Genomic DNA, 11,802 nt, shown 5'->3' on the forward strand with positions numbered 1-11,802 from the left:
CGATCTCAAGGAAAACACAGCATGGCAATTCAAGACGTACTCGTCCCCGATATCGGCAATTTCGATAGCGTGGATGTGATCGAGGTACTGGTCAAAGCTGGCGACACCATCGCCAAGGATGACTCGCTGATCACGCTGGAATCCGACAAGGCTTCCATGGACATTCCCGCTCCATTCTCGGGCACCGTAAAGGAAGTGAAGATCAAGGTCGGTGATAAAGCCGCGCAGGGCGGCCTGATCCTGACCATGGAAGTGGCTGCCACGGAAGCAGCCAAGCCCGCTGCGGCTCCGGTAGTGACGGCCGTGACCACCTCGGTAGAAGCGGCACCGGTGCCGGTACCGAGCAAACCTGTCGCAGAACCCCCCAAGGTGATCCAGCCGGCGGCGACCCCGAACCCGGTCGCGGCGACGGCCGTCACCGCAGGCGACAAAAAATCGCATGCCAGCCCGTCGGTACGCAAGTTCGCACGCGAACTGGGCGTCAACCTGGCGCTGGTCAGCGGCAGCGGCCCCAAGAACCGCATCCTGCAAAGCGATGTACAAGCCTTCGTCAAGGGCGAGCTGGCCAAGCCACGCAGTGAAGCACTGGCGACCGGTGGCACTGGGCTTTCCACCCTGCCCATGCCTGTCATCGATTTCAGCCAATTCGGCGAGATCAGCAGCAAGCCACTGTCACGCATCAAAAAGCTGTCCGGCGCCAACCTGCATCGCAACTGGGTCACGGCACCGCATGTCACCCAGTTTGATGAAGCCGACATCACCGACCTGGAAGATTTCCGCAAATCCATGCTGGCTGAAGCCGAGAAGCGCGGCGTCAAACTCACGCTGCTGGCCTTCCTGATGAAGGCCGTGGTCAATGCCTTGCGCAACTACCCCAACTTCAACGCTTCGCTATCGCCGGAAGGTGATCAACTGATCCTGAAGAACTACTTCAACATCGGCTTCGCCTGCGACACGCCGGATGGCCTGGTGGTGCCCGTGGTGCGTGATGTGAACCAGAAGGATGTGATGGACATCGCACGCGACTTGGCCGACCTGTCTGCCAAGGCACGTGAGCGCAAATTGAAGGTGGAAGAGATGCAAGGCGGCTGCTTCACCATCTCCAGCCTGGGCGGTATAGGGGGCACCATGTTCACGCCCATCATCAACTGCCCGGAAGTGGCCATTCTGGGTGTGTCGCGTTCCAGCTTCCAGCCCGTGTATGACGCCAAGACCAAGAGCTTCGAGCCGCGCATGATCCTGCCACTGTCCTTGTCCTACGATCATCGCGTGATCGACGGGGCCGACGGGGCGCGCTTCACCAGCCATCTGCGGATGATGCTTTCCGACGTGCGACGTCTCTTGCTGTAACAGGAACCCACATGAGTAACTTAGTAGAAGTGTTAGTGCCGGACATCGGCAATTTCGATAGCGTCGATGTCATCGAAGTCCTGGTCAGCGTAGGCGACACCATCGCCAAGGAAGATTCGCTGATCACCCTGGAATCCGACAAGGCGTCGATGGACATCCCCTCCTCGCACGCTGGGACGGTCAAGGAGATCAAGGTCAAGGTCGGCGACAAAGTCACCAAAGGCACGCTGATCCTATTAGTAGAAGAAGTGGTCAGTGCAGCAGCAACACCTGCTGTCGCTGCTACCGCTCCAGCACCAAGTGTGTCTTCAGAAGCACCAGCGCCCGCAACAGCCGCGCCGGTAGCGGCAACCCCTACCGGTAACAACGACATCGATACCGAAGTCGTCGTGCTCGGTTCCGGCCCTGGCGGCTACACGGCTGCCTTCCGCGCCGCCGACCTAGGCAAGAAGGTGGTGCTGATCGAGCGCTACGCCACGCTAGGTGGCGTTTGCCTGAACGTAGGCTGCATCCCCTCCAAGGCGCTGCTGCATACCGCCAAAGTCATCACCGAAGCCGAAGAGACCAGCCATCACGGCGTGAGCTTCGGCAAACCCCAGATCGATCTGGAGCATCTGCGCAACTGGAAGGCCAATGACGTGGTGGCCAAACTGACGGGTGGACTGGCTGCCATGGCCAAGCAACGCGGCGTGACCGTGGTGCAAGGCGTGGGCAAGTTCACCAGCTCGCACCAGATCGCCGTGACCGCTGCTGACGGGACGGTGACAACGATTGGCTTCGCCAACGCCATCATCGCGGCTGGCTCACAAGCCACCAAATTCCCGGGTGCGCCGGAAGATGAGCGCATCATGGATTCCACCGGCGCCTTGGCGCTGGCGGACATCCCGAAACGCATGCTGGTCATCGGCGGCGGCATCATCGGCCTGGAAATGGGCACGGTATACGACGCACTGGGCAGCAAAGTGAGTGTGGTTGAATTCATGGATGGCCTGATCAGCGGTTGCGACCGCGATCTGGTGCGTCCGCTGCAAAAACGCATGGAAAAGCGCTTTGAAAGCATCATGCTGTCAACCAAGGTCGCCAAGATCGAAGCGGCCAACGATGGCATTCATGTGAGCTTTGAAGGGGAGAATGCCCCCAAAGAGACGCAAGTCTACGATCGCGTGCTGGTTTCCATCGGCCGCCGCCCCAACGGCAAGCTCATCGGTGCGGAGAATGCCGGCGTCGCCGTGGATGAGCGTGGCTTCATCGCTGTAGACAAGCAGATGCGCACCAACGTGCCGCACATCTTCGCTATCGGTGACATCGTCGGCCAGCCCATGCTGGCACACAAGGCAACGCACGAGGCCAAGGTGGCTGCAGAAGTCATCGCTGGCCACAAGGTCGAGTTCCAGGCCATGGCGATACCCTCGGTGGCTTACACCGATCCCGAAGTGGCTTGGGCTGGTGTCAGCGAGACCGACGCCAAGGCACAGGGCATCGCCATTGAAAAAGCCTCGTTCCCATGGGCAGCCAGTGGTCGTGCCTTGTCCATCGCGCGCTCCGAAGGTGCCACCAAGCTGATCTTCGACAAGGAAACCCACAGGCTGATCGGTGCAGGTATCGTCGGCGTGAATGCAGGCGAGCTGCTGGCTGAAGCGGTGCTGGCCATCGAAATGGGGGCGGATGCACATGATCTTGGTTTGACCATACATGCGCACCCTACCCTGTCGGAAACGATCTGCTTCGCCGCAGAAATGAAGGAAGGGACGATCACCGACCTGTATATCAAAAAGCGCTAATTGCGCTTGTTGATCACAAGCCCCGGGACGCCAGGAAACTAGCTGCTCGGGGTTTCTGTTTTTACAGCAGCCGGTTTTTTGGCACGTGGGCGGCGGGTACGTGGCTTGGGTGCTGCATCAGCATCCGCTGCAACGGCAGGCTTGGCTGCTGTTGTTTTGGCAGCGGCCGGTTTATTGGTAGTGGCTTTGGTGCGTGGCTTGCGCGCAGCCGGTTTGTTAGGGTTGCCAGACTTGATCGGGGCAGCTGGAACCGGCGCTGGCTTGTCTGTCTTGGCCAAGGCTTTTTCCACCAGTTTCTTGCCTGCCACCACGGCAGCGGCGAGAATGACTTTTCTGACTATCGTTTTGAATAAACCCATGATGCCTCCTATTGGCAAAGTACCTGCTTGAGTTCGCTATCCTTGAAGCCAGCCGTTGCAGCATATAGTTGCTCAGCTGCCACGGGGGATACATCGGTCATGAATAGCACTTTACGACCCGAAGGCTGTAGTTTGACGCCTTGTCTGGCATTCTCTACACCTTGTTGCTTCAACTGCTGCAACAAACGTCCAGCCAGACGCTCTTCCTTGAACAGGCCCAGCGAAATGGCATATTGCCACTCGCCCTCCTGCATCACAAAGCTGTCACCGACACCACGTGACGCCAACTCTGCCATGATACGCTGAGCTTCAGCCAGTGAGGGGGATGGTGGAATATAGACCCAGTAACGGGCGGTCATGTGAGGCTTTTCCACATAGCGGGGTTGTATCCCGTTGCTCGCTATGGCGGGCACCTTGCTGTCTAGCAAGCCGCGTGCCTTAGCGAGCGTGGCGACTGTGAAATTACCCCATTCGTAACAGGAAGTGATAGTCGCCTCTTCTGGCTCAATGGGTGCTACGGGCTCATGCGCTGCTGACTTCACTGGCAACGCGTCGAATTCAGAGGGGCTCAACAATCTGATGCGGTCAGGATGGATAGGTTCATGATGTTCCGTTTGTACAGGCATCTCTGACTGCGGTACATTAAAGTAGGCCAGCACCAACAGGTTGATGACGACTAGGCCCCAGAACAAACCTGAGATCAGACCAGAGCGCAGACTAGAGACCCGCTGTTTCATCTTGCCCCGTCCACCAAATAGCGCAGACCGTGCAGCACCAGATGTGGCTCCAGTTCGATGTGCTTGTTGATCCCTTGCGCACGCAACCATGCCAGCAATGCCGGGCCATCACCGCCACTGATCAGGCAATGCGGTGCACTGCCAGCCTGCTGTTGCAGGCGATGGTGCATGTTCAATACCGCACCACCGATAGCCGCCAGCGCGCCACTGCTGACCGCATCTGCGGTCGTCTGCGGGAAATCCAGCACTGCTCCAAGCGGGGCATCCACTCCGGCTGTGCCTTGTGCGAGTGACTGACGCATCAGACGCAGACCAGGTACGATCAAGCCGCCCAGAAACACAGCCTGGTCCAGCGCCGCATCATGATGCAAGGCATCGATGGTGACCGCAGTGCCGGCATTGACCACCACGCAACTGCCTCGCAAGCGCTGCCAGGCCCCCACCAAGGCTGCCCAGCGATCTGCCCCAAGCTGGCGAGGCTGGCGATAGCGATTGCGCACACCACCTGCTGATGCACTGGCGGTCAGCCATTGCACTGTCACACCCAGTGGTTGCAACAAACGGGCCAGATGCTCGGCACGTGCTGCGCCCGCCACGTTGCACACGATGACACGGGTGGCCAACTGCCAGGCGGCGGGCGGTGCATTGAATGCCAGATTAAGGGCGGCATCATGCGCCTGCAAAGTGCCCGCAAGGTCGAACAAGGCCCACTTGGTGCGTGTATTACCGCTGTCAATGGCGAGCAACATCAGCCTGTTCCCCGCAAACTGATCTCGCCGGAGGAGAAACGCTGTATACCTTGGGCCGTCTCGACCAGCAACACGCCGTCCGGCGCCACGCCGCGCACGGTGCCGTGCACTTCACGGCTGTCCGGCATCAGCATGCGCACGGCTTTGTCCTGATAGGCGTGCTGCCGCTGCCATTGCTCACGCAGCGGTTCGAACCCATGCTGCTCAAAACTCAGCAACACCTCGCCCAGCTCGCGCAGTAGCAGGCCCAGCAGCTCATTGGGGTCGATGGCCTCATCGCGTACGTCCTGCAAAGCAGCCGCAGGCTGATCGATCTGACGTCGCAGCGCTTCGGGCAAACGCAGATTAAGGCCGATGCCGATCACAGCGGCACTGGGGCCTTCCATATCGCCCTGCAGCTCGATGAGGATGCCGGACAGCTTGTGATAATGACCGTCCTGCTCCAGCAGCAGGTCATTCGGCCATTTAAGTTTTACAGCATGGACTCCGTAGGCATGCAGTGCGCGCACCATGGCCACACCCACAGCAAGACTCAGCCCGGACAAGGCTTGCGCCCCGGATTGAAACCGCCATAACAGCGAGAAGGTGAGACTCGCTCCCAGACCGGCCTGCCACACGCGGCCACGGCGACCGCGACCACCGGTTTGCAAGGTGGCCGCCACGCAACTGGCCTGTGCAGCGCCAGCGGCAGCTCGTTGCATCAGGTAACTGTTGGTAGACTCGATGCGATCATGCAGCTCTACATTGAAGCGCACAGGCGTTACGCCGATCGCCGCCAATATCGCTTCACGATCCAGCAGCTTGACGGCTTCGGGTAAACGGTAGCCGCGTCCGCGCACCGAATACAGTGCCACACCCAAGGCCTCGGCCTCCTGCAAGGCATTCCAGACCGTGGCACGCGTCACACCGAAATGGCGTGCGATCGCCTCGCCGGAATGAAAACGTCCGTCAGCAAGCAAGCGCAGGATGGGGAAAGTGAGTTGATTCATAGGCAAGGTTGAATAGCTGCATCGATATTAGCACAGCGCCTGCGCACCCTGCCCGCTTGCCAGGGTGTAAAATGACGGCAACTCAATCATGTGTACTGTCATGTCTGCCGAAAAACCCGCCATCGCTCCAGCCGCCAATTTCATCCGCAATATCGTCGAACGCGATATCGAACAAGGTGTGTACGCCTCACGCCGCTGGGCCGGAGGTCCGGGAGATGCCGCGATGCAGGCCAGCGGGCAGCCTGATCCAGCCAGGATACGCACGCGTTTCCCGCCTGAGCCGAATGGTTACCTGCATATTGGCCACGCAAAATCCATCTGCCTGAACTTCGGCCTGGCCGAGCAGTATGGTGGTGTCTGTCACATGCGCTTCGACGACACCAACCCGGAAAAGGAAGAACAGGAATACGTAGACAGCATCACCGAATCCGTCAAATGGCTGGGTTACAGCTGGGAAGGGTTTGGCGATAGCCATCTGTATTTCGCCAGTAATTACTTTGATTTCATGTACCGCGCAGCGGAAACGCTGATCGAAGCGGGCCATGCCTATGTGGATCAACAAACGGCCGACGAGATGCGCGCCAACCGTGGCACCTTGACCGAGCCAGGCAAAGATTCGCCGTTCCGCAATCGCACACCGGCCGAGAACCTGGCCCTGTTCCGCGAGATGCGCGATGGCAAGCATGCCGATGGCAGCATGATCCTGCGCGCCAGGATCGACATGGCGTCGCCCAATATCAACCTGCGCGATCCGGCCATCTACCGTATCCGCCGTGCCACGCATCACAACACCGGCGACACCTGGTGCATCTACCCTATGTACACCTTCGCCCACCCGATCGAAGATGCGCTGGAGCAGATCACCCATTCCATCTGCACGCTGGAGTTCGAGGATCAGCGCCCGTTCTACGACTGGCTGTTGGAGCGGCTGGCGGAAAGCGGTCTATTAGCCCACCCGCTGCCCAAGCAATACGAGTTCTCGCGCCTTAATCTGAGCTATGTGGTGCTGTCCAAGCGCAAATTGATCGAGCTGGTCGAGAATAAGCATGTCACCGGCTGGGATGACCCACGCCTGCCTACCTTGGCGGGTGCACGCCGCCGCGGTTACACGCCGGAAGGCTTCAAGTTGTTCGCAGACCGCATCGGCGTCTCCAAGGCCGATTCCTGGATCGAATACACCATCCTGGAAGACTGCATGCGCGAAGTGCTCAACGAAAGCGCGCAGCGCCGCATCGCCGTGCTGGACCCGATCAAGCTGGTCATCGACAACTACCCTGCAGACCAGGCTGAAGACTGCTACGCCCCCAACCACCCACAGCAACCTGAGCTGGGCAAGCGCGTGGTTAAACTGTCAAAAGAACTGTGGATCGAGCGCGAAGACTTTATGGAAGTCCCCAGCAAAGGTTATTTCCGTCTTTTTCCAGACAACATGGTGCGTCTGCGCTATGGCTATGTGGTCAAGTGCACAGGCTTTGAAACAGACGCGGATGGCAAGGTGACCATCGTGCATTGCGATTACCTGCCAGACACCAAGTCGGGCACGCCCGGAGCGGACGCCATCAAGGTCAAGGGCAATATCCACTGGGTATCGGCTGCGCATGCCTACACGGCAGAAGTGCGCCTGTACGACCGCCTGTTCAAGACGGCACACCCTGGCGCGGGCGACAGCAATTATCTGGACGATCTCAATCCTGCTTCTCTGCACGTCATCACGGCACAGCTAGAAGCCTCTCTCAAGGATGCAAAGCCTGAGGAGTGTTTCCAGTTCGAACGGCACGGTTATTTTGTGGCGGACAAACAAGACAGCGTGGCTGGGCAGCCGGTGTTCAACCGCACGGTGACCTTGCGCGACGCCTGGCAGAAATAACGACTGCTTTCCGCCATGACTCGCACATGGGATGCCAGTGAATTCACGGCATCCCTTTTTTACAGCGGTCGGTTCGGGAAGAAAGTGCATCAGCTAAAAAAAAGCACGTAAACTCTCGGAATACCAACCCGTCTGGTCAACATGCCTCAATGAAACAATCCGTTCCCCTCAACAAGGCCTATCGGCTACTCAATCACGGGCCCACGGTGCTGGTCACCACAGCGCATGGTGAACGCCGCAACATCATGGCGGCAGCCTGGAACATGCCACTGGATTTCAATCCTCCCAAGATCGCCATTGTGATCGACAAGCAAACCTACACCCGTGCATTGATCGAAGCCTCCGGCAGCTTCGCCATCAACGTGCCCTGCCACGCGCAGGTCGATATGGTGCTACAGGTGGGTTCCAGCTCTGGACGTGAGCTATGGGGCAGTACGCCGGATAATAAATTCGCCGCTTATGGTGTTTCCACGTTCGCGGCCAGCGAGATTGCTGCGCCGCTGGTAGCAGGCTGCGTGGCCTGGCTGGAGTGCCGTGTGATCCCGGAGCCGCATATTCAGAATACCTACGATCTATATCTGGGCGAGGTGGTGGCCGCCTGGGCAGATGACAGGGTGTTCTCGGACGGCCGCTGGCACTTTGACGCACATGATGCCATGCGTACCTTGCATCATATTGCTGGCGGTGCGTTCATGACGGTCAGCGATCCATTCATGACAGGTAATGTGGATTGATGTGAGCGGCCAATGAAAAAGTCCAACCGACATCGTTCCAAAAAGATCGGCATGGCGCCAGGTTCGCTGGTGCATGTGGGTGAAGTCAAAACCGCGCAGCCTGCAGTCAGCATCTTCGGGTTCGCTAAAGATCAGCTTAGTGAGCGCACACTTAGCACTGAGACATTAGCAAGCCTTGCCCTGCCTGATGCTGGTGAGAAGCTCTGGCTGAATGTGCATGGCGCGCATGATGTGGCGTTGATCCGCCAGATCGGCCAGTTGTTCCATCTGCATCCGCTGGTCATGGAGGACATTCTCAACACCGACCAGCGCGCCAAGGTGGACCAGTATGGCGATTATCTTTACATCGTCACGCGCTGCTTTCACTACGACGCGAAGAAGATGGAGATCGGCTCCGAGCAGATCAGTCTGGTGCTGGGCAAACACTATGTACTCTCGTTTCAGGAACGTGCCACTGGCTCGTTCGACCCGGTACGCGAACGACTACGTACCGAACACGCTGCGATCCGGGAACAAGGGGCTGACTATCTGGCCTATGCCTTGCTGGACGTGGTGGTGGACCGCTATTTTGGCATCCTGGAACAGATGAACGACGCGGCAGAGAACCTGGAAGACCTGTTGTTGCGCAAACCGAATGCCGCCTTGCTGACACAGATCCACCTGCTCAAACGCGCCAGCATGGAGCTGCGCCGTGCTGTCTGGCCGCTGCGCGAAGTCATTAATAGCCTGTTACGCAATGAAAGCGCCATGTTCAGCCCATCCACCGTGCTGTATCTGCGCGATGTGTATGACCATACCGTGCACTTTATCGAATCGCTGGAAGCCTTGCGTGACCTGCTGGGTGGCATGATGGACATCTATCTATCCAGCGTCAGCAACCGGGTCAATATGGAAGTGCGGGCGCTGACGGTAGTGACCATGCTGTTCATGCCAGCCACGCTGATCTCCGGCATCTTCGGTATGAATTTCGAACATATCCCCTGGCTGGCCGACCTGGACGGCTTCTGGTTTGCGCTCGCCTTGATGGCAAGCATCGCCAGTCTCATGGGACTGATCTTCTGGCGCCGGCAATGGCTGAGTCGGGGATGATCTGTACTTGGCCAAATACTTGGCTCAATAGCCAATGTCGTCCTTGATACGTGCGGCATAGTTCGCGCGGACCTTGTCGATCTTGGGACGAGCCACCGCCATGCAGTAAGGCTGGCGCTGATTGTTGATGTAGTAATACTGGTGGTAATCCTCAGCGGGATAGAAGGTGTCTGCTCCGTTGATCTGGGTCACGATGGGGGCCGGCCATAAGCGCTGCTGATCCAGCCTGACTATCATGTCTTGCACCGCTTGCCGCTGTGTTTCATTCTGGCAAAAAACGGCAGAGCGGTATTGCGTGCCGATATCGTGCCCCTGGCGGTTGGGTGTGGTCGGATCATGTGCCACGAAGAATATTTCCAGCAGCGCCTCAAACGCGATCTGCTCCGGGTCATAATCGATACGAATCGCCTCGGCATGCCCGGTGTCGCCATTGCACACCTGCTTATAGGTCGGATTGAGCGTCTGTCCGCCAATGTAGCCAGAAGTCACGCGCTTGACGCCTTGCAGTTGCGAGAACACAGGCTCCAGACACCAAAAGCAACCACCGGCAAGAATTGCAGTCTGTTCTGACATGTTGAAATGCTCCATAGTGTTTTCGGGTTTCGTTATCATTTAGTCATGAAGATTCAGGTTTTCCTTACGTCTGCACACGCACGGTCCGCCTTATGCAACTAGCTGCACTTTATCTAGATTTTAATTCCTACTTTGCTTCAGTAGAGCAGCAAATGCGTCCGGAGTTGCGTGGCAAACCTATTGCAGTATTGCCCGTGGTGGCAGAGACCACCTGCTGCATCGCCGCCAGCTATGAGGCCAAAGCGTTTGGTGTCAAAACCGGTACGCGGGTCAGCGATGCGCGCAAGCTCTGTCCTGACATCATCATGGTGGAAGGTCGACCGCCTCTATATGTGGAATTCCATCATCGCCTGGTGGAGATCGTGGAATCATGCACGCATGTGGAACGCACGCTCTCGATTGACGAGATGGTGTGCATGCTCACCGGCAGCCAACGTCAAGTTGAAAATGCGCTGAAGCTCGCTGCTGCCATCAAGAAGAAGATCGAATGCGAGGTAGGCTCTTATATCCGTTGCTCCATTGGTATCGCGCCTAACGTGTTCCTGGCTAAGGTCGCTTCCAATATGCAAAAGCCGGATGGTTGTGTCGTGCTAAGAGCGGAAGACATTCCAGAGAGACTGCTCACGCTTAAGCTACGCGACCTGAATGGCATAGGCAAGCGCATGGAGTCGCGACTGATGGAATTTGGCATTGAGTCGGTTGCGGACTTGTACGCTGCCAATCGTCAGCAATTACGCAGTGCCTGGGGCAGCGTGGAGGGTGAGCGCATGTATGACAAGTTACGTGGGGTACACGTTGAGTATCAAGCCCATGATAGACGCAGCCTTGGCCATTCACATGTATTGCCACCGGAGTTACGTAATGCTGAATCTGCGTTGTCCGTGTTGCACCGTCTGTTACAAAAAGCTGCCATGCGCATGCGTAGCTACGGCTTGCAAACATCCAGCATCAGCGTTCGGGTCAAATTTCTGAATGCCTCAAGCTGGGTGGCAGAAACCCGCATGAACAGTACCGATGACACGCTGATATTGACTGCCACGCTGGAACAGTTATGGCGACAATACCCTAAGCGCAAGCATGTGCCTTATGCCGTGGGCATTTCATTTAGCAGCCTGAACACACCTGATCAGTGCAGCATGAGCTTGTTTGGTGAAGTGGTGCAAGGTTCAAAACTCAATGGGGTATTGGATGAGCTGAATAGTCGTTTTGGTAAAAATACCGTATATCTGGGGCGTGCACATGACGCATTGAAGCACGCGCCCATGCGCATCGCCTTCAACCACATTCCGGATTTAACAACGGAGAGTGATGAGTAAATACTTTATCGCTATACGCAAAGATTGAGGGTGCTAGGATTGAGGGTGCTAGAACCCTGATCTAGGGTAGACAGAAAAACAAAAAGCCCTCCGAAGAGGGCTTTCTGTTGCCTCGAACTAACGAGGTGATGTAAGAGCCTGGCGGTGACCTACTTTCGCATGCGAGAAGCACACTATCATTGGCGCAGATTCGTTTCACGGCCCTGTTCGAGATGGGAAGGGGTGGGTCCAAATCGCTATGGCCGCCAGACATAACCG

11 protein-coding genes and 1 rRNA gene are annotated in these 11,802 nt (G+C 57.4%); 6 read left to right on the forward strand and 6 right to left on the reverse strand.

Going from position 1 to position 11,802, the window contains the following annotated elements:
• The first annotated feature begins 21 nt into the window (after positions 1 to 21).
• Positions 22 to 1,350, forward strand: coding sequence for a dihydrolipoyllysine-residue acetyltransferase (gene aceF / locus ED236_RS11625; RefSeq protein ID WP_123238152.1), 1,329 nt, complete (start codon positions 22 to 24; stop codon positions 1,348 to 1,350).
• Positions 1,351 to 1,361: 11 nt separating this feature from the next.
• Positions 1,362 to 3,131, forward strand: coding sequence for a dihydrolipoyl dehydrogenase (lpdA, locus tag ED236_RS11630; RefSeq protein WP_123238153.1), 1,770 nt, complete (start codon positions 1,362 to 1,364; stop codon positions 3,129 to 3,131).
• Positions 3,132 to 3,169: 38 nt separating this feature from the next.
• Here lpdA and ED236_RS11635 read toward each other — a convergent pair whose 3' ends face one another.
• Genes ED236_RS11635 through ED236_RS11650 form a run of 4 tightly spaced genes read right to left on the reverse strand, consistent with a single transcriptional unit; the run spans position 3,170 to position 5,965 of the window.
• The gene (locus ED236_RS11635; RefSeq protein ID WP_123238154.1) at positions 3,170 to 3,490 is read right to left on the reverse strand and encodes a hypothetical protein; all 321 of its coding nucleotides are present in this window, start codon (positions 3,488 to 3,490) and stop codon (positions 3,170 to 3,172) included.
• Positions 3,491 to 3,498: 8 nt separating this feature from the next.
• Positions 3,499 to 4,227 carry an SPOR domain-containing protein gene (locus tag ED236_RS11640; protein WP_123238155.1) on the reverse strand — a complete coding sequence of 243 codons (729 nt, stop codon included), beginning with the start codon at positions 4,225 to 4,227 and terminating at the stop codon, positions 3,499 to 3,501.
• Positions 4,224 to 4,976 (reverse strand): type III pantothenate kinase, encoded by a 753-nt coding sequence (locus tag ED236_RS11645; protein WP_123238156.1) that lies wholly within the window; start codon positions 4,974 to 4,976, stop codon positions 4,224 to 4,226. The genes ED236_RS11640 and ED236_RS11645 overlap by 4 nt, the downstream gene beginning before the upstream one ends.
• A complete protein-coding gene (locus ED236_RS11650) occupies positions 4,976 to 5,965 on the reverse strand; it encodes a biotin--[acetyl-CoA-carboxylase] ligase (protein ID WP_123238157.1) in 990 nt (329 codons plus the stop codon). The genes ED236_RS11645 and ED236_RS11650 overlap by 1 nt, the downstream gene beginning before the upstream one ends.
• A gap of 100 nt (positions 5,966 to 6,065) precedes the next feature.
• On the opposite strand from ED236_RS11650, the gene ED236_RS11655 reads away from it, so the two are divergent.
• From ED236_RS11655 to corA, 3 genes are all read left to right on the forward strand, one after another.
• Complete coding sequence (locus tag ED236_RS11655; protein ID WP_123238158.1) at positions 6,066 to 7,832, forward strand: glutamine--tRNA ligase/YqeY domain fusion protein; 1,767 nt, start codon at positions 6,066 to 6,068, stop codon at positions 7,830 to 7,832.
• Between the two features lie 149 nt (positions 7,833 to 7,981).
• Positions 7,982 to 8,566: a flavin reductase family protein gene (locus ED236_RS11660; RefSeq protein WP_123238159.1), complete on the forward strand. Its 585-nt coding sequence runs from the start codon at positions 7,982 to 7,984 to the stop codon at positions 8,564 to 8,566.
• A gap of 12 nt (positions 8,567 to 8,578) precedes the next feature.
• Positions 8,579 to 9,655: a magnesium/cobalt transporter CorA gene (gene corA, locus ED236_RS11665; protein ID WP_123238160.1), complete on the forward strand. Its 1,077-nt coding sequence runs from the start codon at positions 8,579 to 8,581 to the stop codon at positions 9,653 to 9,655.
• A gap of 24 nt (positions 9,656 to 9,679) precedes the next feature.
• Here the strand turns inward: corA and msrA are convergent, their stop codons facing one another.
• Positions 9,680 to 10,228 carry a peptide-methionine (S)-S-oxide reductase MsrA gene (msrA, locus tag ED236_RS11670; RefSeq protein WP_123238172.1) on the reverse strand — a complete coding sequence of 183 codons (549 nt, stop codon included), beginning with the start codon at positions 10,226 to 10,228 and terminating at the stop codon, positions 9,680 to 9,682.
• A gap of 92 nt (positions 10,229 to 10,320) precedes the next feature.
• Here msrA and ED236_RS11675 point away from each other — a divergent pair, with 92 nt between their 5' ends.
• Positions 10,321 to 11,544: a DNA polymerase Y family protein gene (locus ED236_RS11675; RefSeq protein ID WP_123238161.1), complete on the forward strand. Its 1,224-nt coding sequence runs from the start codon at positions 10,321 to 10,323 to the stop codon at positions 11,542 to 11,544.
• Positions 11,545 to 11,680: 136 nt separating this feature from the next.
• Here the strand turns inward: ED236_RS11675 and rrf are convergent.
• Positions 11,681 to 11,794 (reverse strand): 5S ribosomal RNA (rrf, locus tag ED236_RS11680).
• Positions 11,795 to 11,802 lie beyond the last annotated feature (8 nt).

Source organism: Pseudomethylobacillus aquaticus, assembly GCF_003730115.1.
Taxonomy (GTDB): Bacteria; Pseudomonadota; Gammaproteobacteria; order Burkholderiales; family Methylophilaceae; genus Pseudomethylobacillus; species Pseudomethylobacillus aquaticus.

Excerpts from the sequence above, each read along its gene's own strand:
- ED236_RS11635 (WP_123238154.1), bottom strand. The coding sequence starts at position 3,490 with ATGGGTTTATTCAAAACGATAGTCAGAAAAGTCATTCTCGCCGCTGCC.
- msrA (WP_123238172.1), bottom strand. The coding sequence starts at position 10,228 with ATGTCAGAACAGACTGCAATTCTTGCCGGTGGTTGCTTTTGGTGTCTG.
- corA (WP_123238160.1), top strand. The coding sequence starts at position 8,579 with ATGAAAAAGTCCAACCGACATCGTTCCAAAAAGATCGGCATGGCGCCA.
- ED236_RS11660 (WP_123238159.1), top strand. The coding sequence starts at position 7,982 with ATGAAACAATCCGTTCCCCTCAACAAGGCCTATCGGCTACTCAATCAC.
- ED236_RS11640 (WP_123238155.1), bottom strand. The coding sequence starts at position 4,227 with ATGAAACAGCGGGTCTCTAGTCTGCGCTCTGGTCTGATCTCAGGTTTG.
- ED236_RS11655 (WP_123238158.1), top strand. The coding sequence starts at position 6,066 with ATGTCTGCCGAAAAACCCGCCATCGCTCCAGCCGCCAATTTCATCCGC.
- ED236_RS11650 (WP_123238157.1), bottom strand. The coding sequence starts at position 5,965 with ATGAATCAACTCACTTTCCCCATCCTGCGCTTGCTTGCTGACGGACGT.
- lpdA (WP_123238153.1), top strand. The coding sequence starts at position 1,362 with ATGAGTAACTTAGTAGAAGTGTTAGTGCCGGACATCGGCAATTTCGAT.
- ED236_RS11645 (WP_123238156.1), bottom strand. The coding sequence starts at position 4,976 with ATGTTGCTCGCCATTGACAGCGGTAATACACGCACCAAGTGGGCCTTG.
- ED236_RS11675 (WP_123238161.1), top strand. The coding sequence starts at position 10,321 with ATGCAACTAGCTGCACTTTATCTAGATTTTAATTCCTACTTTGCTTCA.
- aceF (WP_123238152.1), top strand. The coding sequence starts at position 22 with ATGGCAATTCAAGACGTACTCGTCCCCGATATCGGCAATTTCGATAGC.